We start from the raw sequence: 19,345 nt of genomic DNA on the forward strand, positions 1-19,345 counted from the left end.
GAATAAAACGAAACCCGGTCAGCGACATCCCCCTGGCACTCATGGACGGGATAAATAAGACTGGCCCCGTCTCACCATGCCCGGATGAGGGCTCGTCGCGCATTCACGGCTAAGCCTCTACTTCGCATCTATAATTCAGTGATTCATCACCCTGCGCCCTTTTTAATCGTGGCAGCGAGAAGTCGCGGTTCCGCCTCACGCAGAGACTGGCGGCAAAAAAACAGCTGAGTGCCCCAGCCTCTTACGGCGCAGCTCCCGCTGAGTGACGCACAGAACAGAACGGCCGGTCACAACATACATTGACTCTTTACTGAATAAGGAAGCCTCATGAATCTATCTCTCAAAAATCAGGTTGCGCTGGTGACCGGTGCCAGTTCAGGCCTCGGCTATGCCTGTGCAGAAGCCCTCGCAAAGGAAGAGGCCGCTGTGGTGATTAACTATCACAGTCAGGCCGAGCCTGCCAAAGAGCTGGCAGAAAAAATCCGGGCCGGTGGCGGTCGTGCCATCGCGGTGAAAGGCGACGTGTCGAAAGAGGCAGATGTCGACAATCTCTTTGCGCAGACCCTTGCTGAGTTTGGCAGACTGGACATTCTGGTGGCTAACTCAGGCCTGCAGAAAGATGCCCCCTCTATCGATATGACACTGGAGGAGTGGAATACCGTTCTGGATGTAAACCTGACCGGGCAGTTTTTATGTGCGCGGGCTGCGCTGCGCCAGTTCCGCGATCAGGGACACAGTCCGGAAATCAGCAGAGCGGCAGGGAAGATTATTCATATGAGTTCGGTCCATCAGCTCATTCCCTGGGCCGGACACGTTAACTATGCCGCCTCCAAAGGCGGCGTAGACCTGCTGATGAAAACGCTGGCGCAGGAGGTGGGTGAGGCGCGTATCCGCGTTAACTCGGTTGCGCCTGGCGCTATCGCGACCGCCATTAATGAGGAGACCACTCAGGGTGAGGCGGGCAAAGCATTGTTAAAACTGATCCCCTATGGCCGCATCGGTGCGGCTGAAGATGTGGCGAATGCGGTGGTCTGGCTTGCCAGCGATCTTTCCGATTACGTTCATGGCACGACGCTCTTTATAGATGGTGGCATGAGTCTTTATCCCGGATTCCGCGACAACGGCTGATTCCTCTGCCTCGCGCAGAGGATCAGGGCGGCAGGTCTTATCCGCCCCCCTGGCAGTGACCGGCGCCCGAAGCAGTGCATTCTCCGGGCGTTTGTCTCTGCGGTGACTGCCGCACAGCAGGTGATCCGCCCGCCGCGCCATGCGACAATCACGCCTTACACGGTTTTGTTCTGAGGTTTCCGACATGACGTCCTTTTATCAATTCACGGCCCCGCTGCTGAACGGTCAGATGGCCTCCATGGCAGACTACGCAGGCAGGACGGTGATGGTGGTCAACACCGCCAGCCGCTGTGGGTTCACACCGCAGTATGCTGGCCTGGAAACCCTTTATCGCAGATATGCCGATCAGGGACTGGTGATACTGGGTTTCCCCTGCAATCAGTTCGGCAGGCAGGAGCCCGGCAGTGCTGACGATATCGCACAGACCTGCCACATCAATTACGGCGTAAGTTTCCCGATGTTCGGCAAAGTGGAGGTCAACGGGGCCGCGGCACACCCGCTGTTTCGTTATCTGAAAGAGGCGTTACCCGGCATTCCGGGTGGCCGAATCAAGTGGAACTTCACGAAATTCCTGATTGGACCCGACGGCACACCGCTAAAACGATTTGCCCCCATCACCGCCCCTGAGAAGATGGAGTCGGCCATTGTCGCTGCGTTGCCAGCGCGATGAGCGCGCCTTCTGAAAATTGAAGCCTGCCGACAGGCTTCTGCCCTGTTCTGAAGCGCAGCGATATCAGGCGCGCTACTGTCTGATAATGGTCTGAATAATCCACTCACGGAATATTTGCATCGACGGCGTCATTTTCCGGGCTCTTTGCCAGGTCAGCCAGTATCCGTCATTGCCGGAATAAATATCAAAAGGCCTGACGAGCAGCCCGCCTTTTATTTCCGGTTCAAACATAATTTCCGGTGCCAGCGCAACGCCCCCGGTAATCAATACGGCATCAATAATCAGACGCGATGAATCCAGAACAGGCCCGTTAATTCTGAAGGGGGGAATACCCGCCGCAGCAAACCAGTTTTCCCACTCTTCATGACGATAAGATCGCAATAAATTTTCGCCCGTAATATCCTCAGGCCGGTTAAGTCTTTTCGCCGTATCTGGCCGGCATAATAGCGTCAGCGGAGCGTCAAAGAGCAGTTGATTATGTGATGCCGACCAGTTGCCAGAACCATATCTTATAGCAAAATCGACACCTTCTCCGGCGATGCTCACCACATTGTTATTGGTCTGAATACTCAGTTCGATAGCGGGATGGCGTTGCCGGAAATCGTCAATTTTCGGCAGAAGCCAGCCCAGCGCAAAGGTGCCGACACAGGAGAGCGTGAGCGCCTCCCTGACTTCTCCCCCTTCAAACTGACGATAGGCTTTCTCAATCCGATGAAAGGCATCAGAAATCTCAGAAAACAGCAATCGCGCCTCATCGGTCATTTCAAGACCACGCGAAAGCCTTCTGAATAATGTGATCCCTAACCTCTCTTCAAGCAGCCTGACCTGCTGGCTGACCGCCGCCTGCGAAACGAACAGTTCCATGCCTGCCCGGGTAAAGTTGAGGTGGCGGGCAGAGGCTTCAAATGCACGCAGAGCGTTAAGCGGAATATCCCCTTTCACTACAGCCCCCAGAAAAAGTTATGACTGGCATCAATTTATACCGTTTTGACTCGCCGGAAAACTGATTTATTTTGAAGCCCGTAATTAAGGGGAACGATATTCAGTCACGGCCTTGTGACAATTCAGATTTAATTAATTTTTGTATAGGGAACGTTTAATAATGAATAAATTTAAAAACCGCCTGGCCGGAATAGTGTTATTCGCCGCAACGGGATGTTCAGCGTCAGCACATGCGGCTTTCGATCAGCAATCCCTGAACAATCAGTTTGAGAAACTTGAACGTCAATCCGGAGGCCGGCTCGGCCTGGCCGTCATTGATACGTCTGATAGTGCGCAATATTCCTGGCGCGGCAACGAAAGATTTCCACTGTGCAGTACCAGTAAGGTGATGGCCGTTGCTGCGATATTAAAAAAGAGCGAAGGGTTAAAAAAAAATAAAAATGCTGATACTTTACTTAATAAGAAAATTCATATAAGTCAGCACGATATGGTGAATTACAATCCTGTCACCATGAAGCATATCGGTTCGGCGATGACTCTCGCGGAGCTGAGCGCGGCGGCCCTGCAATACAGCGATAACGCGGCGATGAACAAGCTGCTGGCGTATCTGGGCGGCCCGCAGCATGCCACACAGTTTGCGCGAACCCTTGGTGATACGACGTTCCGGCTGGACAGAAATGAGCCAGGCCTCAACACCGCGATTCCGGGTGATCCTCGCGATACCACTACCCCTTCAGCGATGGCAGCGAGTCTTAACAAACTTGTTTTAGGTTCTGCGCTTAAAGACGATCAGAAAGCCACACTGACAGCCTGGATGAAGGGCAATACCACGGGGGCAGCCAGTATTAAAGCGGGCCTTCCGGCAGACTGGATAGTGGCCGATAAAACCGGCAGTGGCGACTACGGCACCACCAATGACATCGCCGTTATCTGGCCGAAAAATCATGCCCCCATCGTCCTGACCACCTACTTTACGCAGCACGATAAAAGCGCCGCCGCGCGTAAAGATGTGCTCGCCAGCGCAGCCAGAGTGATTGCGGACGCTGTCCAGCAATAAAGACGGACAGGTTCTGGGCTGTTCAGTGAGCGAAACCGGCCCCCGGCAGGCCGGTTTACCGGTTTCAGCACAGGGCCGTCAGGCCGTCATGCCACCATCAATCACCAGTTCGCTGCCGCAGATGTAACGGCTTTCGTCTGAGACCAGGAACAGGGCCGCCGCAGCCACTTCATCCGGATCGCCCAGCCGCCCTGCCGGTATTCGCGCGCTCAGTGCCTGCCTTACCTCATCGCTGGCCTGGTCGAACATCGGCGTATCCGTCGGACCCGGACTGAGTGTGTTGACCCTGATACCGCGCGGTGCCAGTTCGCTGTTCCAGGTGCGGGCATAAGCGCGAACAGCGGCCTTACTGGCAGAATAGGTTCCATAACCCGGATTGGCGATTCCCCCCGCGATGGAACCGATCAGCAGAATGGCCCCTCCCTCCTCCATGAGCCTGACAGCATGCTGTACCGTCAGCACCATGGCACGAACGTTCAGGCCAAAAATAAGGTCAATATGCTCTGCTGAGGTCTCATCCAGGTTTGCCGGTACAGCCACACCTGAAGCATTAACCAGGATATCGAGGCGACCGGCTCTGGCCTGAATCGTCCCGAACAAACGTGCGAGATCGCTGGCATCCGTCAGGTCACCCGCTATCGCTTCAGCCTGACCGCCGGTTAGCGTAACCGCCTCTGCCAGCTGAGCTTCGCGTCGGGCGGTAATAAAAACCCGTGCGCCTTCCTGTACAAAACGGCGAGCGATGGCAAGACCAATACCGCTGCTGCCACCGGTCACCAGAACCACTTTTCCACTCAGTTTCATCATTGCCACTCCGTAAAGAGGTTGAACGATGGATGATACATTTCGTATATTTAGTGTCAATTACGCACCTGATGTACACCAGATATCCTTGAGGAAACCGCATGGCCACCGATATCACCGCTCTGCTGGCAGAGATCAACAGTACCCGCCCGATCCTGGAACAGGTTGCCAACAAATGGTCGGTGTTAATCCTGACCGTGTTGTGCTCACAGCCGTCGCGATTTAATGCCATTAAGCGCAGGCTCGATCCCATTACCCACAAATCACTGACTGAGGCATTACGCCGTCTGGAGCGAAACGGACTGATAAGCCGGCACGTGATCGCCTCCTCACCTGTCGCGGTGGAGTATGCGATCACGCCTCTGGGCAGAACCCTGCAGGACCCGTTTGTCGCGCTGGTCAACTGGGCGAAGCAACATGGCGAAACCATGCAGCAGGCTCAGGAGGGATATGATGAGCGTGAGCCGGGACAGCAGACGTGATCTTCGGGTGCGGGAGACAGGAGTGAGATGGCGCTAAGCGCAGCGGCTGACAGGATTCGTACAGCCAGTGATCACAGGGCTGCCTGCTCAAAAAACTGATAGGAGCCATCGCGGCGGGCTTTAGCCTGATACATCGCTTTGTCGGCGCGCTCGAACAGCATTTTCGCCGTTGCCGTTCCGAAGCGGGCCAGGCTGATGCCAATCGCTGCACCGATGCGCACGTCCATGTTATCGATGACGAAGGGGGCCTCCAGGCTGTCAATAATGCGCAGGGCGATGGCCGATGCCACCCCGCGATGACTGCACTTTGCGGCCACAATAAACTCATCGCCGCCCATCCGGGCCACCGAGTCGCCCGGGCGCATGCAGCGCTGCAGCCGTTCACCGACCTGCTGCAGTAAGGCATCCCCTGTCGCATGGCCCATGAGATCATTCACTGCCTTGAATCCATTGAGATCGATAAACATCACGGTGGTGAAAGCCGGATCCTCTGTCTCCGCCAGCATTCGGCCAATCTGCTCGTTAATCCAGGCGCGATTAGGCAGCCCGGTTAGCGGGTCGCGGGTCGCCAGCTCTTCGAGATTGCGCATCCTTTCCTTGTCACGCGTGATGTCACGCGAAACCAGCACGGCACCGATATTTTTGCCTGAAGAGGGATTGCTGACGCCACAGGCTTTAGTGCCCAGCGTGAGGTAGTGGCCGTCACGATGCCGTTTACGTACTTCAACCACATCCGGCAGCATTCCGCCGCTGAAGATATGTGCCAGCGCTGCCGAGGCAGATTCGCGATCGTCAGGATGCAGGAAATCGACCACCAACTGACCAACCACCTCTTCAGGTCTCCAGCCTATCATTTCGCTGTAGGAGGGCGAGATCGAGACGTATCTGCCATTCGCATCACAATGGGCAATCAGATCGGTACTGTTCTCGATCAGCAGGCGATATTCCGCCGCCGTGCGCACCGCATCCTCCAGCGCTTTACGCTGCGCAGTCACATCCAGTATGAAGCCGTTGTACTTCTGGTGGGAGGTGCCAGGCAGACTCTCCGGCAGGCCGGAAACCACGACGCGGCGTGTTTCACCGTCCAGACAGTGGATAGGCACTTCAAAGTAGAAAGGGGTCAGATATTCCAGCGCCGCGGTCAGCTGCAGCGCGATCTTTGCATCATCGTCAGCCTGCGCCAGTTCCAGCCAGGAACTCAGCGTCACCCCCTTCAGCGCAGGCATCAGGCCAGCCGGTGTTTCCTGACTGGCAACGCAGATACCCTGAGCGTCTGTAGACCAGACGGCAGTGAAAGAGGGTTTAATCATTAAGTTCATGGCGGCCGACTCCGATGTTGCTGACGATACTAAACAAGCTCAATACTCGTCGCTACAGACCTGATTATAACCGTAAATGTCCGTCTGACGCGGCAGGAGGCGACAGTCACTGGGTGAGCCTGTGGCGAAACCGGCCATCGCGCATGGCGGGCGCCCGGACCGGGCTGGCCGTTGTTTCTGAGGCCGCGATCCTTACAGGGATGTGCGCAGAACGTTTATGACAGGGTGCAGTCTCTGAGGTATCAGCTCCTGTTTATCGGCTCATCAGGCCGGAATCTTTAGCCCTGTCGCGTTAACTGCCCCACTTTCCGGCGCTTCATCTTTCCTTAAGAATACTCTTATAACATCCCTGCTCTGTTAGCTCATATTGGGCTTTTTCCGGAGCGTGACCCTATGCAAAATAACAACACAGCATCGCTTTCTCTGAGTAAAGTGCCTGCCGTAACCGCGGCATTCTGGTTAACCAAAATTGCGGCAACAACCCTGGGTGAAACCGGCGGCGATGCGGTAACCATGTCAATGAATCTGGGATATCTGACCGGAACGCTGATTTTTGCCATTATCTTTCTTGTCGCGGTGGTGGTGGAGATTAACCGTCCCGGTTTCAATAAATGGATTTACTGGTTTACCGTGGTGGCGACCACCACGGTGGGCACCACGCTGGCAGATTTTGCCGACCGCTCCCTGAATATTGGCTATCCGGGTGGCACTCTGCTGCTGATCACGCTGCTGACCCTCTCTCTGTTTCTCTGGAAAATAACCTGCGGCACGGTGGCGGTCAGTTCGGTGAACAATGGCGTCACTGAAACCTTCTACTGGGTGACCATCATGTTTTCCCAGACGCTGGGCACGGCATTAGGTGACTGGGCGGCAGACAGTGAAGGGCTGGGTTACGATGGCGGTATTCTGCTGTTTGCGGGTGCGCTGGCGCTTATCTGGGCGGCGAGTCGCTTTACCTCGCTTTCGCGCACTGCGCTGTTCTGGGCGGCCTTTATACTCACGCGGCCTCTGGGTGCAGTGGTGGGCGATTTTCTGGATAAACCGCTTGCCTCGGGCGGGCTCGCGCTGAGTCGCTACGGTGCCTCGCTGACGCTGGGCCTGATCATCATCGCGTTGCTGGTGCTGCTGCCACAGCGCCCGGCCGCGAAAACCGCCACCGTGCATTAACCGCGCGACCGGGAAAACGGGCACACGCCTGTTTCAGTCCCTGGCAGAGCCGCCTGCACCGGCGGCTTCTTTAGCCGGTTGACAGGGATGACGCCCCCACTTAAACCGATTCCTCTTTCTCGATGACCAGCACGCGGGCAACGCCCTGGGGACGCGCGATATGCTCTGTTCCTTCACTGGCATAGAAAATATCGCCTGTATTCAGAACCCTGCTTTTAATCTCACCCTGTTCTTTATATTGCATTTCAACACACCCATCCATCACCGCAAAAACCTCCTGCCCATCGTTGATGTGCCACTTATAGGGCCGATCGGTCCAGTGAAGTTTCACGCTGGTATTGCCGAAGCTCGCGATGTGCTGAGCGTCCCAGGCCTTTGAACCGGTAAATTCTGTGCTGCGGTAAAAATTCATTTTATCTCCGGTAACAGACATACGTTTTCGTCATCGGCCTCATGAATAGCAGAGCAACAACATGGATTCCAGACTCATGCCCGCGCTTGTCCCGATCTGTCCCGATGTTGTCCGGTTAAGGCGTTATCAGGAGATCCGGTAGTCCCGATAAAGCCCGGTATGTGGTGAGGCTTAACCGCTTCCGGAATGATCACTGAATGAATCGCCTGGCCCGAACGCGATGGCAGGGATAATATTGACGTTGCGTCTCTGTTTCCCCCGACTGTCAGAAGGAGTGTCATGAATTCAGCAACCCTGCAAAACCTCTATCACGCTGCCAGTGAGAAAACGCTCGCGATGTGGGCGAAAAACGCGGGGATTGGGGAGATTAAGAAAGAGAGCTATTACGACCCGGTGAAGCTGGCCCTGGCAACCGGCATTCAGCCCGCCGTTCCCCCCACTGTTTCACGGCTGCTGGATGAACTGAAACAGCTTACCCGGGATGACCCTCTGGCCGATACCTTGCCGGAGCGGGGTCTGCACTTTACCTTTTTACCTCTGACCCTGCCTCTCTATATTGAGCACGCACCTTTGCCGGAAAAAATAGCTGAACTCAGGGCGCTCTGGTCTGGTTTTCACGCGCAAAACATTGTTATCAGAGATCTTCGTTTAGTCGCGTTGCCGGGACAGCTGTTGCTGGCGGGCATCCCCGACGCGCCGGCAACAGACCTGCGTCACGCCTTCTGTGAAGAGGTTCTCAACTCCCGCTGGAAAGAAGAGTTGCTGATGCGTCACACCGGCAGCGCCCTGCCGGCCCCCTTCTGGCACTCGACCCTGCTGCGCTACGGCGCGGCTTATTTACCCGCGCCGCTGCGGCAGTTCTTTCTGGCACGCCAGACCCTCAAGTACGGGAAGGTAGAAGGCGAACTCATGCTGGCAGAGGTCAACTACAACTGGACAACCTGTTATCCTTTGCAGGATTAATCGCGCGATCAGAATCAGCTCATTCAATCAGGAAAGAAGATGTCTCTGGCAAAGAAAGATTTCACCCACATCCCCTCTCATCCGTCAGTCAGACCATGAATCGTCAGCTGTTTGTTTCTCTGGATGGCCCCAAAGGTGCCGGTAAAACGACCCTGCTGGAAGCGATCACGGCACGGTTAAGGGCAGACAACCGAAAGGTGATCCGGCTTTGCGAGAAAAAAAGCGATCCTGACAGAGCGCAGACCATGGCGCTGGTTAACCGGCTCGCCAGAGATCCCTCTGTGGATCTGGAACGGGAAGTTTGTGAGCGCTTAGCGGCCAGCCGGGCGTGGATTTCCCGCAACGTGCTGACCCGCCAGCCGCCCGACAGCATTATCCTGATGGATCGCTGGTATCCCTCCGACGCGGCCTTTCGCCGGCGGATCCCGTTTGCAGAGATTTTGCAGATGAACCACGCGCAGGACGTGCGCATACCGGACCTGCATGTCGGCGTGGTCACCGCGCCTGAGATTTCATGGTCACGGGCCGCAGCACGCTCCCGCGGGCTGGGAAGCACGGTCCTTCACAGGCTGGAAGAGCATGCCGAATGCACGCGGGCGTTCGAGCGTGAAATTGCCCGCACCGGCTGGGTTTTATGCCGTAATGAAGGCACGCTGGATGAAGCCGCCATGCAGGTCACGGCTGAGATAATCCGGGTGATTTAATCTGAAATCCTTATCGCCTGCTGGCAAGGCGGTAAAGAGAATAGCGACCTCTGCCCGCGAAATTTGTCTGAAATCAATCTTCGTCAGGTTACCGCTGGCACTGCGATCCTGCTTTCCCTTATAAAATTCCTTTATTTTTCTATAGGGCACAGGGAATTGCGCTACGCATCACTACCTTTTAATCATAATGAACCGGGCTGGCCTGCGGGCGGGCACGCTTATGCACCGCAACCGGCTCTGCGAGGCGATATTAAAGCAGACTGGGTTATCGTCGGCGCGGGGTTCGCCGGTGTCGCTTTTGCGCGCCGCCTGGCAGAAATTAAACCTGAGCTGAAAATCGTTATTGTCGATGCCTGTACCACAAGGGAGAGCGCATCGGCGCGCAACTCAGGGTTTGTTATCGGACTGCCCCACAATATTGGCAGCTCCACGGCGGAGTTAAAAAAGGCGAATGCTTACCGGAATCTGCTTCAGGAAGGCATCCGGCAGCTGGAGCAGGAGATTTCGCAGCATAACCTTCAGTGCGACTGGGAGAAGGTGGGGAAATATCACTGTCAGGCGGAACGGGGCAACGATCGTATTTTAAATGAATACAGCCGCCATCTCGATCTCATGGATGAACCCTGGACGCTGGCTTACAGCGATGAGCTGTACCATAAACTCGGTACCCGCTTTTACAGCAAAGGGATCTTTACGCCGGGCTGTGTGCTGGTTAATCCAGCGCAGCTGATTGCCGGCCTGCACCATCATTTACCGGAAAATGTTCAGCGCTTCGAAAATACACCCGTGCTGGGAATTCGTACCGGCAGTCTGGCGGAGGTGGTGACCCCTTTTGGCACAATCAGAACAGCTCAGGTCATGCTGGCGACCAACGCGTTATCTCCAGAACTGCGCCCTGGCCTGGCCCGTCAGGCCGCTATGGCTACCTTCGCCAGCATCACCGAACCGCTGACAGACGCGCAACTGGCGACGCTGCCCCCGATGCAGAGCTGGGGCGTCACGCCGGTGAATGCCATTGCCGGGGCCACCTTTCGTTTCACCTCCGACCGCCGTTTTCTGATTCGCCAGCATGTTATTCCCGCGCTTCGGGGACAGGTCACTGCGGCACAAACCCATCAGGCGACGCAACACCATCAGCGCCTGTTCAGCAAACTCTATCCCACCCTGAACAGCGTGAAGATCACTCACACCTGGTCCGGCACCCTGAGCGTGACACGCAACGGCGCGCCGCAATGGGGGATGCTGAACAGATTTATCTGCACGGCGGGCGGCTGTAACGGCGCGGGCGTATCGAAACAGACCGTGGCGGGCTCGCTGCTGGCTGACTTCATGCTGAAGCAGGATAACCCGCACCTTGCGGATATGCTGTCGCTGGGCCAGGCCAGTTTCATGCCGCCCTCGCCCGTGCTGGATATCGGCATTGCCCTTTCGCTGATGAAAGAGCGTTTCCTGGGACGTAAAGAGAACTGATCACAGCCCCGCTGAACGCCAGTGTCGCTGGCAGAGGATGGTGTGACGAGAACTTTCCGCTATCCGGGAATGCGGGCAATGACCTTGATCTCAAAATCGAACCCCGCCAGCCAGGTCACGCCGACAGCGGTCCAGTTGGGATAAGGCGGTTGCGGAAAGATGGACGCTTTGACCTGCATGATCGTCGCAAACTGATTTTCAGGATCGGTGTGAAATGTGGTGACGTCGATCAAATCATCAAAGGTGCATCCTGCCGCCGCCAGCGTCGCCCCCAGATTGTCAAATGCGAGGGCGACCTGGGCCGCGAAATCAGGTTCCGGCGTGCCGTCAGCCCGGCTGCCGACCTGGCCGGAGACAAACAACAGATCGCCTGAGCGGATTGCCGCGGAATAGCCATGCTGCTGATAAAGTGCGTGCCGGTGAGCGGGAAAAATGGGTTCGCGCGTGATCATCGTGTTTCCTCGGGTTACGGAATGAATGCAGGGTGCGGCACAAACCGGAATGATTTAATATACGCCGCGTATGTCACATTAATAATACATACGCGCCGTATGTCAAATAATATACGCGGCGTATGTGAGCTGGAGGAGTTTATGGCAGCCAGTCGCGCTGAAACGATGGAAGCAAACCGTGCAAAATTGATCGCAGCAGCACGGAAAGCCTTTGCTGAAAAGGGCTTTGCCGGGGCCTCAATGGATGAACTGACGGCGAGCGTCGGGCTGACTCGCGGCGCGCTCTATCACAATTTTGGCGACAAAACAGGGCTGCTGGCAGCGGTGGTGGCGCAGGTCGATGGGGAAATGGCGCAGCGGGCTCAGGCGGCGGCGGCTTCGGTAACGGATGAGTGGGAAAGGCTGATCGCCGAAGGGATCGCCTACATTCGTCTGGCGATGGATGCCGAAGTCCAGCGCATCGTTCTGCGGGATGGCCCGGCTTTCCTGGGCGATCCTGCACAGTGGCCCAGCCAGAACAGCTGCCTGGCAGCCACACGGGAACGTCTCGTCAGGCTGATTGAAAGCGGTGCGGTTAAGCCGGTCGATGCCGATGCCGCCGCACATCTGCTTAACAGCAGCGCCCTCAATGCTGCACTCTGGGTTGCAGCCAGCAGCAACCCGGAAAAGGCGCTGCCAGAGATGCTAGAAGCCTTCACGCTACTGGCAGGCGGCCTGCGCCATCAGGCGGTTAAGACCTGAGGCATTATCCGTCGTGACGCGAATCCTGCTCAGCGGCTGCCGCCCGTCGCTGAACAACGCGTTCCGGCGGGGATATTCAGGCTTGCGTCGGCAGCGGAATCAGGCCGCTCTCCTCATAGGTCGCCATCAGATGATCGAACAGGGTAATATCCTGCCGCGTGCGGGCAATTAACTGCGCACCGGCAACCGCGGTATAGATGGCCAGCGCACGCTGCGCGTTTTTTTGTGCGTCATCGGGCGTCATTTCATTCAGCACCTGATGCAACCATGCCACGTTCGCGTCGACGAAATACTGCACCTCACGCTTCACTTCTTCAGGCAAATCATCATATTCAGCCGCCATGAAGCTGGATAAACAGAGCCTGTTGGCGTCAGCCAGAGAACGCCGGAAAATTTGCGGATAGTGCTTCAGGGCTTCAGCGGGAGAGGCACTTTGCTCCCGGATGGTCTGTAAAGCCTGTGCAGTATCCTGCCAGTAGCGATTTGCCACAGCCGCGCCAAGGTCTGCCTTACTGGCGAAGTGATAATAGATACTGGCATTTTTGATGCCGACTTCGTCAGCAATGGTGCGGAAATTTATCCCGTTGTAACCATGATTCTGCGCAGCACGCTTTGCGGCTGCCAGGATGGCCTCACGCGCATTCAAGCTCATAACGCTGTTTTCCTCTGAAACGTGAGGAGGAAGTATAGGGAAAAAATTTTTACCTGCCAACTGGTAGACAGATATTGACAGGCCGAATTTCCCTGGCCACAATCTACCTACCATTTGACAGGTAGGTAAATAAATCATGACTTCTTCAGACGCTGTATCACACGTTTCAACTCAACCTTCGATGAAAATCTACGACTGGTATGACGGCCCCTATCCTGCCCGGGTCAGAATAGCCCTGGCGGAAAAAGGTCTGCTTTCTCAGGTCGAATTTATTCCGGTCAATCTCTGGAAAGGGGAACATAAAAAGGCGGATTTTCTAGCCATCAACTACTCAGGCACACTGCCGGTGTTAGAACTGAGTGATGGGACGCTAATCGCGGAGTGTACGGCAATCACGCAATATCTGGATCGGCAGGATCAGCATCCCCTTCTGACGGGTGTGACCCCGCTGGAACAGGGGGTGATTCATATGATGACTAAACGGGCCGAGATTGAATTTCTGGATGCGGTAAGCGTCTATTTCCATCATGCCACCGCAGGTCTGGGACCCGAGGTTGAGCTTTATCAGAATCCGGAATGGGGTGCGAAGATGGGCGAAAAAGCGCTCAGGGGCATGCACTACTTTGACCGCGTTTTACGCTCACAGCCCTATGTGGCGGGCAACACCTTCTCAATGGCCGATATCGCCGTCACTGGTGGAATGATATTCGCCGCCCTGGTGAATCTGGCTATTCCGGAGGAGTGTGAGGCGCTGAAAGCGTGGTACCTGAAGATCCAGCAGCGTCCCAGCTATCAGCAGTGGCAGGTCATGGTAGACGCAGGCCGTCCCGGCGCAAAAGCGTAGTCCCGGGTCAGATCGTGGCGGGAGCGGTTTTTCTGAATGAAACCTTCCCGTTCGCTGCTGTAACAATCCCCGGCGTTCGCCCGGGGATTGCTGACATTCTTAATGTGTCATTCGCGCTGCGCGGCCCTGCCTGCTTGACCGGTGTTACGCTCAAAGTGACTGTTCACAAAGGCGCGGCAGCGTGGCGAAATGGGATCGAGGAACACCTGTTCCGGCGAACCTGACTCCTCGATGATCCCCTGATGCAGAAACACCGCCTTGTTCGATACGTCACGCGCAAAACCCATCTCATGCGTGACGATAATCATGGTGCGCCCCTCTTCCGCCAGGCCGCGGATCACCCGCAGGACTTCGCCCACCAGCTCCGGATCCAGCGCCGAGGTCGGCTCATCGAACAGAATCGCTTTCGGCTGCTGCGCCAGCGCCCGCGCAATGGCCACACGCTGCTGCTGTCCGCCGGAGAGCTGAGAGGGCCAGGCGTCGCGCTTTGCATACAGCCCGACCTTGTGCAGCAGCGCTTCCGCCTCTTCGACAGCCTCGCGGTGGCTGCGCTTCTGCACATGAACCGGGGCTTCAATAATGTTCTGCATCACGGTTTTATGCGGCCACAGATTAAAGCTCTGAAACACAAAGCCGAGCTGCATGCGCATCAGCTTAATGCGCCGACGCTGCTCCCAGTTCAGTTTTTCATCGGCGTTATCCAGCGTGACGCTGACTTCGCCTACCGCTATCTCACCGGCCTGAGGCACTTCAAGAAACGGGATGCAGCGCAACAGCGTACTTTTGCCCGATCCGCTGGCACCAATCAGCGAAATCACATCGCCATCCTGGGCAGTCAGACTGATGTCGTGCAGCACTTCGTGTCCCGCATAACTCTTTCTGAGATGGCTCAGCATAATCGTGGGGGCCGTCATGAGCGTGCTCCAAAGTAGTAAGGTGACAGGCGTCGTTCCAGCATTGATACGCCTTTGCTGACCAGCATGGTCAGTATCAGGTAGATCACCGCCGCGCTCAGGAATACCTCCAGCGCCCGGAACGTGGAAGAGACGATGGAATCCGCAATGCCGGTCATCTCCATCAGGCTGATGGTGCTGACCAGCGAGGTCGCCTTGATCATAGAGATGATTTCATTGCTGTAAGCCGGAAGCGCCTGACGGATCGCAATCGGCAGGGTGATGCGGGTAAAGATTTTGTACGACGACATGCCTGACACCCTGGCGGCTTCCAGTGACTGCGAGCTGACAGCCCGCAACCCGCCGCGCAGGATCTCCGAGGTATAGGCGGCATCATTGAGGATCAGCGCCAGCAAACCGCACCAGTAAGGATCGCGCAGCAGCGGCCAGAACAGGCTCTCCCGCACCGCCGGTAAACTGCCGAGTCCGTAGTAGACCATAAAGATCTGGATCAGCAACGGCGTGCCGCGAAACAGCCAGACATAAAAGCGGCAGAACAGGCTGCCGACTCGCGTCATGCGCAGCAGATTAAGCAGCAGCGCCAGCACGCCCCCTCCCAGCAGCGACAGCAGCGCCAGGTTGATGGTCAGCGGCAATCCCTTCAGCAGCGCCAGCAGCGTCTGCTGTAAAAAGTTGATATCCACGTGGACTCCCTAGCTTTTCACGCGCTGTTGACCGCGCATCGCAAATTTCTCCACGTAGCGGAACACCATATCGGAGCAGGTGGTGATAATCAGATAGATCACGGCACCCACGCTGTAGAAGAAAAAGGACATCTGGGTCGAGTTGGCCGCCGTTGAGACCTGATTCATGGTTTCAACCAGTCCGGTCACCGACACCAGCGCCGACTCTTTGATCACCGATTGCCACTGGTTGCCCATACCGGGCAGCGCCGTGCGCAGCGCCTGCGGGACGATAATGCGACGGAACATCATCAGTCGCCCCATCCCGGTGACGGTCGCCGCTTCCAGCGTTCCACCCGGAATAGCGTAAAAGGCTCCCCGGAATACGCCGCTCTGATAGGCACCCGAAATCAGCCCGATGGCAATCGCTCCCGCCACGAAACCGTTCACATCGAACGGTCCCTGCAACCCCAGCGCGGTGCCGACGGCGGAAACCACCTGACGTCCGCCGAAGTAGAACAGATAAATCACCAGCAGTTCCGGCACGCCACGAAACAGCGTGATGTAACCGGCTGCCAGCCGCTGCTGCCAGCGCGCACCGGCGATCTGCATCCAGCAGAGGACGCTGCCGAGCAGCGCACCCAGCAGCCAGGCGCAGAGTGAAACGCTGACGGTGACGGCGGCGGCGTTAAGCAGCACGCCGCCCCAGCCCTCGTCCCCAAAACCCAGCATCTGCCAGTCAATGTTCATCAGCATCCGCGGTTACGCTTTTGGCGCGACGTCTTCGCCAAACCATTTGATCGACAGCTTGCTCAGCGTGCCATCTTTGATCATCGACTCCAGCGCCTGATTCAGCACCTGCTGCAGCTCGCTGTTGCCTTTGCGCAGGCCAATCGCCGAGCCCGCGCCCAGTACGCCACCTGAGAAGCCGTAGCCGCTGCTGCTGATCGCATCCGCATGCTTTTTCACAAAGGCGTTGAGGTTGGTGCGGGACGCCATTACCGCGTCAACGCGCCCGTTCATCAGGTCAGCAAAGGTTTCAGGGCCGGCCTGATAGGTCCGGATGGTGGCGACATCGCCGAGGTATTTCTGCAGGAAATCGGCCTGAATGGTGGCGACCTGTACCGCGATGGTTTTGCCTTTGAAAGTGGTTTTCAGATCGTCGATCGCTTTTTTCATGCCCGCGTCATCATCGGCCGTGACCACCGTGCCACTGCCTGGCAGCGTGGCCAGCGGGCTGTTTTTGGCGGTAACAAAGCTGGAGACGCTGACGGTGTACTGATGGGTGAAGTCAATCGCCTCAGCCCGTTTCGGCGTCACGGTCACCGCATCGACCACCGCATCATATTTGCCGTCGATCAGGCCCGGGATCATGCCTGACCATTTCTGCGCAATGATTTCATATTTGAAACCTGCCCGCTTAGCCAGCTCCGCCACCATATCGGGCTCATAGCCGACGATTTTTCCGCTCGGGGTGGTCTGATTAAACGGCGGATAAGCCGCTTCGGTAGCAAACTTCAGGGTGCCAAAATCTTTTGCCTGGCTGAATGCAGACGTGGCAAGCAGGGCCACGGTCAGAGAAGCCGTGAACAGACGGTTACGCATCATCATAAAACCTCATTTATTATTCGGAGAGTAAATCAATGGCAAGGCGGGTCAGCGCCTGCGTCCCGGCGGCAATACTGCGTTCATCCGGCTGATAGTCGGAGTTATGCAGGTGATCGTCACGGCCCGGGGTTGCCGAACCGATATGGATCTGACATCCCGGTACCCGTTCCGTAAACAGTGAAAAATCTTCGGCGCCAAAGCTGGCGCTCGGCTGAGCGATGATGGCTTTACCGAACTGATGAGACAAAATCTCTTCCAGGGCGTCAATCAGGCGATCGTCATTCATCAGGGGCGGAACACCCCGCTGGAAATTCACCTCAACCCGCACATTCTGCGCCAGCGCCACGCCTTCACACATCCGTTTAAACGAGGCTTCCATCGCAGCACGCACCTCGGGAGATTTGGTCCGGATGGTGCCCTGGAACAGGCAGCTGTCAGGAATGATGTTGTGGGTGGTGCCGCCCTCAATGTGTCCGATGGTTAACACGGCAGAGTGCGCCGGATCGCGTTCACGCGAAATGATGCTCTGTAACTGGCTGATGAGATGCACGGTGGCGATGATCGGATCGGTGCCCATGTGCGGACGCGCCGCGTGGGTCGAAACGCCCTGCACCGTAACATCAAACTCGTCACTGGAGGCGGTGCTGGCGCCGCGGGTCAGCGCAATCTCACCCGCGGTCAGTTCAGGCTTGTTATGCAGGGTTATCGCCCAGTCGACGCCGTCTGCCGCGCCATCGGCGATCATCGCTGCGGCACCGCTCTCAGGCGTCTCTTCTGCGGGCTGGAAGATCAGCCGGACGCGGCCTTTCAGTTGCTGTCGATAGTGCGGCAGGAGTGTGGCCACACCCAGCATCGTCGCGGTGTGAATATCGTGACCACAGGCGTGCATCCTGCCGGGATAGCGGCTGGCAAACGGCAGACCCGTCTGCTCATGGATGGGCAGCGCATCCATGTCGGCACGCAACAGCAGCGTCTTTCCAGGCTCTGCGCCCACAATATCCACGACAACGCCGCTGCGGCCGACGCCGGTTTGCGGGTCCAGACCCTGAGCCCGCAGGTAGTCGGTCACCACCTGAGCAGTGCGCAGCGTATCAAAGCCTAATTCCGGATGCGCATGGATATCACGGCGAATCGCAACCAACTGCGATTCAAGTTCATTGACTCTGGCTTTTATTTCCCCGGCCAGTCGTGCTTTTTCCTGATTCATAGCCGCCCCGGCAATAGCAGACCGGCATGCCTATGCCGGTCCTTATTTTTATTTCATCCTGATACAGGATGGTGATGACCGTTTATTTATTCACAGCACGTGACAGAAAGCAACGCGTAATTCGCCTTCAGGAATTAATATAAATCAATAAGATAGAATTATTTATTGGAAAGCCGTATGAGAGAGTCATGGATAAGTAATAATATTAATAATCCACTTCGCAACATTACTTTCCCTGATATTAATTTATCCGTTCCGGCTTATCCGGATGCCGCATAAAAAAGAGTGAGAGTATTTCCGCTAATTTCTCCGGCTGTTCGTCGGGAATAAAGTGGCCACAGTCGAGAATATTTTCACTGTAAACCGGCTGCGCCACCGCGCGTAACGGTGTGGCCATATCCGGTATCGACCCCTGATCGGCACTGACTGCCAGCAGCGGTATCTCCAGTTTCCCTTTTTGCGCGCGCTGGCGATTCTGCTCTGCAGAGCGCTCAAACGAACGGTAGAAAGCGAGTCCGGCGCGCAGCGCGCCGGGCTGCTGAAAGATGCGCAGATATTCACGACGCGCCGCCGCATTAATATGATGCGGATTCGCGGCCTTACGGTTAAAAAACCACTCCAGGTAGATCGCCTCTCTGCCCGCAATCAGCGCTTCCGGCAGATCATTCAGGCCATGAAAGGCGAAGTGCCAGATTTTAGCGGCGTTTTCACCCGTGACAGGCAGTGAATCCGGCAGGGTAACACCGGGTATGCCGCCATCCAGCAGTGCAAGAGAGCTCACCCTTTCCCTGAAGCCCGCCGCCAGCGCCCACGCGACCCAGGCACCAATATCATGCCCGACCAGATGAAAGCGCTGGATGCCCAGCTGATCCAGCAGCGCCACGATATGCTGCGCCACGCTGTCAGTGTCATAGCCATCGGGCGGGAAGTCTGAATCCCCCTGGCCAGGCAGGTCAGGTGCAATCACCTGAAAACGGCTCGCCAGACGGGGGATCACCTCCCGCCAGGCGAAGCTGCTCTGCGGAAAACCGGCGAGCAGCACCACGGTTTCTGCCTGTGCATGGCCTGCGCTAAGGTAGTGCAGCCGCTGTGAATCTGTCCGGACAAAATGGTGCTGATAGGGAGCAAAAGCGTGCATAAAACCTCC

General features: G+C 56.5%; 22 protein-coding genes. 10 read left to right on the forward strand and 12 right to left on the reverse strand.

The features are described 5' to 3' along the window. The first annotated feature begins 327 nt into the window (after nt 1-327). Both HFD97_RS07970 and HFD97_RS07975 read left to right on the forward strand, forming a co-directional pair. Nucleotides 328-1,128: an SDR family oxidoreductase gene (locus tag HFD97_RS07970; protein WP_167431726.1), complete on the forward strand. Its 801-nt coding sequence runs from the start codon at nt 328-330 to the stop codon at nt 1,126-1,128. A 184-nt stretch (nt 1,129-1,312) separates the two neighbouring features. Next, on the forward strand, nt 1,313-1,798 hold the full coding sequence (locus HFD97_RS07975) for a glutathione peroxidase (protein ID WP_167431727.1): 486 nt from the start codon (nt 1,313-1,315) through the stop codon (nt 1,796-1,798). A 72-nt stretch (nt 1,799-1,870) separates the two neighbouring features. Here the strand turns inward: HFD97_RS07975 and HFD97_RS07980 are convergent, their stop codons facing one another. Then, nucleotides 1,871-2,740: a LysR substrate-binding domain-containing protein gene (locus HFD97_RS07980; RefSeq protein ID WP_111207188.1), complete on the reverse strand. Its 870-nt coding sequence runs from the start codon at nt 2,738-2,740 to the stop codon at nt 1,871-1,873. 160 nt (nt 2,741-2,900) lie between these two features. On the opposite strand from HFD97_RS07980, the gene bla reads away from it, so the two are divergent. After that, complete coding sequence (gene bla, locus HFD97_RS07985; RefSeq protein ID WP_167431728.1) at nt 2,901-3,797, forward strand: class A beta-lactamase; 897 nt, start codon at nt 2,901-2,903, stop codon at nt 3,795-3,797. 78 nt (nt 3,798-3,875) lie between these two features. On the opposite strand, the gene HFD97_RS07990 is transcribed toward bla, so the two are convergent. Then, nucleotides 3,876-4,604 carry an SDR family NAD(P)-dependent oxidoreductase gene (locus HFD97_RS07990; protein WP_009092711.1) on the reverse strand — a complete coding sequence of 243 codons (729 nt, stop codon included), beginning with the start codon at nt 4,602-4,604 and terminating at the stop codon, nt 3,876-3,878. 98 nt (nt 4,605-4,702) lie between these two features. Between HFD97_RS07990 and HFD97_RS07995 the strand changes: the two genes are divergently transcribed. After that, nucleotides 4,703-5,083: a helix-turn-helix domain-containing protein gene (locus HFD97_RS07995; protein ID WP_009092712.1), complete on the forward strand. Its 381-nt coding sequence runs from the start codon at nt 4,703-4,705 to the stop codon at nt 5,081-5,083. Nucleotides 5,084-5,154: 71 nt separating this feature from the next. Here HFD97_RS07995 and HFD97_RS08000 read toward each other — a convergent pair whose 3' ends face one another. Beyond that, entirely contained in the window at nt 5,155-6,402 is a 1,248-nt protein-coding gene (locus HFD97_RS08000) for a sensor domain-containing diguanylate cyclase (RefSeq protein ID WP_167431729.1), read from the reverse strand. 393 nt (nt 6,403-6,795) lie between these two features. Here HFD97_RS08000 and HFD97_RS08005 point away from each other — a divergent pair, with 393 nt between their 5' ends. Beyond that, the gene (locus tag HFD97_RS08005; protein ID WP_167431730.1) at nt 6,796-7,569 is read left to right on the forward strand and encodes a hypothetical protein; all 774 of its coding nucleotides are present in this window, start codon (nt 6,796-6,798) and stop codon (nt 7,567-7,569) included. 100 nt (nt 7,570-7,669) lie between these two features. On the opposite strand, the gene HFD97_RS08010 is transcribed toward HFD97_RS08005, so the two are convergent. After that, entirely contained in the window at nt 7,670-7,981 is a 312-nt protein-coding gene (locus HFD97_RS08010; protein ID WP_167431731.1) for a cupin, read from the reverse strand. A gap of 279 nt (nt 7,982-8,260) precedes the next feature. Between HFD97_RS08010 and HFD97_RS08015 the strand changes: the two genes are divergently transcribed. The 3 genes from HFD97_RS08015 (at nt 8,261) to HFD97_RS08025 (ending at nt 11,118) form a co-directional block, all read left to right on the forward strand. Continuing rightward, nucleotides 8,261-8,944 carry a hypothetical protein gene (locus HFD97_RS08015; protein WP_167431732.1) on the forward strand — a complete coding sequence of 228 codons (684 nt, stop codon included), beginning with the start codon at nt 8,261-8,263 and terminating at the stop codon, nt 8,942-8,944. A gap of 26 nt (nt 8,945-8,970) precedes the next feature. After that, nucleotides 8,971-9,648, forward strand: coding sequence for a dTMP kinase (locus tag HFD97_RS08020; RefSeq protein WP_341874292.1), 678 nt, complete (start codon nt 8,971-8,973; stop codon nt 9,646-9,648). A gap of 156 nt (nt 9,649-9,804) precedes the next feature. Further along, nucleotides 9,805-11,118: an FAD-binding oxidoreductase gene (locus HFD97_RS08025; protein WP_167431734.1), complete on the forward strand. Its 1,314-nt coding sequence runs from the start codon at nt 9,805-9,807 to the stop codon at nt 11,116-11,118. Between the two features lie 59 nt (nt 11,119-11,177). Here HFD97_RS08025 and HFD97_RS08030 read toward each other — a convergent pair whose 3' ends face one another. Continuing rightward, nucleotides 11,178-11,570, reverse strand: coding sequence for a RidA family protein (locus tag HFD97_RS08030; protein WP_167431735.1), 393 nt, complete (start codon nt 11,568-11,570; stop codon nt 11,178-11,180). 141 nt (nt 11,571-11,711) lie between these two features. Here HFD97_RS08030 and HFD97_RS08035 point away from each other — a divergent pair, with 141 nt between their 5' ends. Continuing rightward, nucleotides 11,712-12,311: a TetR/AcrR family transcriptional regulator gene (locus HFD97_RS08035; RefSeq protein ID WP_046102852.1), complete on the forward strand. Its 600-nt coding sequence runs from the start codon at nt 11,712-11,714 to the stop codon at nt 12,309-12,311. A gap of 76 nt (nt 12,312-12,387) precedes the next feature. Here the strand turns inward: HFD97_RS08035 and HFD97_RS08040 are convergent, their stop codons facing one another. Further along, nucleotides 12,388-12,963, reverse strand: a complete 576-nt coding sequence (locus HFD97_RS08040) for a TetR/AcrR family transcriptional regulator (RefSeq protein WP_167431872.1) — start codon at nt 12,961-12,963, stop codon at nt 12,388-12,390. Nucleotides 12,964-13,144: 181 nt separating this feature from the next. Between HFD97_RS08040 and HFD97_RS08045 the strand changes: the two genes are divergently transcribed. Further along, the gene (locus HFD97_RS08045) at nt 13,145-13,807 is read left to right on the forward strand and encodes a glutathione S-transferase (protein WP_167431736.1); all 663 of its coding nucleotides are present in this window, start codon (nt 13,145-13,147) and stop codon (nt 13,805-13,807) included. A 107-nt stretch (nt 13,808-13,914) separates the two neighbouring features. Here HFD97_RS08045 and HFD97_RS08050 read toward each other — a convergent pair whose 3' ends face one another. The 6 genes from HFD97_RS08050 to HFD97_RS08075 all read right to left on the reverse strand — a co-directional run bounded on the left by HFD97_RS08050 (nt 13,915) and on the right by HFD97_RS08075 (nt 19,336). After that, nucleotides 13,915-14,721 carry an ABC transporter ATP-binding protein gene (locus HFD97_RS08050; RefSeq protein ID WP_167431737.1) on the reverse strand — a complete coding sequence of 269 codons (807 nt, stop codon included), beginning with the start codon at nt 14,719-14,721 and terminating at the stop codon, nt 13,915-13,917. Further along, nucleotides 14,718-15,404, reverse strand: a complete 687-nt coding sequence (locus HFD97_RS08055; RefSeq protein WP_046102848.1) for an ABC transporter permease — start codon at nt 15,402-15,404, stop codon at nt 14,718-14,720. The genes HFD97_RS08050 and HFD97_RS08055 overlap by 4 nt, the downstream gene beginning before the upstream one ends. Before the next feature lie 9 nt (nt 15,405-15,413). Then, nucleotides 15,414-16,139: an ABC transporter permease gene (locus tag HFD97_RS08060; RefSeq protein WP_009092725.1), complete on the reverse strand. Its 726-nt coding sequence runs from the start codon at nt 16,137-16,139 to the stop codon at nt 15,414-15,416. A gap of 6 nt (nt 16,140-16,145) precedes the next feature. Then, nucleotides 16,146-16,994, reverse strand: a complete 849-nt coding sequence (locus tag HFD97_RS08065) for a transporter substrate-binding domain-containing protein (protein ID WP_009092726.1) — start codon at nt 16,992-16,994, stop codon at nt 16,146-16,148. A 13-nt stretch (nt 16,995-17,007) separates the two neighbouring features. Beyond that, nucleotides 17,008-18,198, reverse strand: a complete 1,191-nt coding sequence (locus HFD97_RS08070; protein WP_046102847.1) for a M20 family metallopeptidase — start codon at nt 18,196-18,198, stop codon at nt 17,008-17,010. 241 nt (nt 18,199-18,439) lie between these two features. After that, complete coding sequence (locus HFD97_RS08075; protein WP_167431738.1) at nt 18,440-19,336, reverse strand: alpha/beta fold hydrolase; 897 nt, start codon at nt 19,334-19,336, stop codon at nt 18,440-18,442. Nucleotides 19,337-19,345 lie beyond the last annotated feature (9 nt).

Origin of the sequence: Pantoea sp. EKM103V, from assembly GCF_011800365.1 — a bacterium.
In the GTDB taxonomy this organism is placed as follows: domain Bacteria; phylum Pseudomonadota; class Gammaproteobacteria; order Enterobacterales; family Enterobacteriaceae; genus Pantoea; species Pantoea anthophila.

Bases quoted from the DNA above. Each gene is read 5' to 3' on its own strand.
- HFD97_RS08060 (WP_009092725.1), bottom strand. From the start codon at position 16,139: ATGCTGATGAACATTGACTGGCAGATGCTGGGTTTTGGGGACGAGGGC.
- HFD97_RS07970 (WP_167431726.1), top strand. From the start codon at position 328: ATGAATCTATCTCTCAAAAATCAGGTTGCGCTGGTGACCGGTGCCAGT.
- HFD97_RS08065 (WP_009092726.1), bottom strand. From the start codon at position 16,994: ATGATGATGCGTAACCGTCTGTTCACGGCTTCTCTGACCGTGGCCCTG.
- HFD97_RS08035 (WP_046102852.1), top strand. From the start codon at position 11,712: ATGGCAGCCAGTCGCGCTGAAACGATGGAAGCAAACCGTGCAAAATTG.
- HFD97_RS08045 (WP_167431736.1), top strand. From the start codon at position 13,145: ATGAAAATCTACGACTGGTATGACGGCCCCTATCCTGCCCGGGTCAGA.
- HFD97_RS08000 (WP_167431729.1), bottom strand. From the start codon at position 6,402: ATGAACTTAATGATTAAACCCTCTTTCACTGCCGTCTGGTCTACAGAC.
- HFD97_RS08070 (WP_046102847.1), bottom strand. From the start codon at position 18,198: ATGAATCAGGAAAAAGCACGACTGGCCGGGGAAATAAAAGCCAGAGTC.
- HFD97_RS07975 (WP_167431727.1), top strand. From the start codon at position 1,313: ATGACGTCCTTTTATCAATTCACGGCCCCGCTGCTGAACGGTCAGATG.
- HFD97_RS08040 (WP_167431872.1), bottom strand. From the start codon at position 12,963: ATGAGCTTGAATGCGCGTGAGGCCATCCTGGCAGCCGCAAAGCGTGCT.
- HFD97_RS07995 (WP_009092712.1), top strand. From the start codon at position 4,703: ATGGCCACCGATATCACCGCTCTGCTGGCAGAGATCAACAGTACCCGC.
- HFD97_RS08015 (WP_167431732.1), top strand. From the start codon at position 8,261: ATGAATTCAGCAACCCTGCAAAACCTCTATCACGCTGCCAGTGAGAAA.
- HFD97_RS08050 (WP_167431737.1), bottom strand. From the start codon at position 14,721: ATGACGGCCCCCACGATTATGCTGAGCCATCTCAGAAAGAGTTATGCG.
- HFD97_RS08030 (WP_167431735.1), bottom strand. From the start codon at position 11,570: ATGATCACGCGCGAACCCATTTTTCCCGCTCACCGGCACGCACTTTAT.
- HFD97_RS08075 (WP_167431738.1), bottom strand. From the start codon at position 19,336: ATGCACGCTTTTGCTCCCTATCAGCACCATTTTGTCCGGACAGATTCA.
- HFD97_RS08005 (WP_167431730.1), top strand. From the start codon at position 6,796: ATGCAAAATAACAACACAGCATCGCTTTCTCTGAGTAAAGTGCCTGCC.
- HFD97_RS07990 (WP_009092711.1), bottom strand. From the start codon at position 4,604: ATGATGAAACTGAGTGGAAAAGTGGTTCTGGTGACCGGTGGCAGCAGC.
- HFD97_RS08010 (WP_167431731.1), bottom strand. From the start codon at position 7,981: ATGAATTTTTACCGCAGCACAGAATTTACCGGTTCAAAGGCCTGGGAC.
- bla (WP_167431728.1), top strand. From the start codon at position 2,901: ATGAATAAATTTAAAAACCGCCTGGCCGGAATAGTGTTATTCGCCGCA.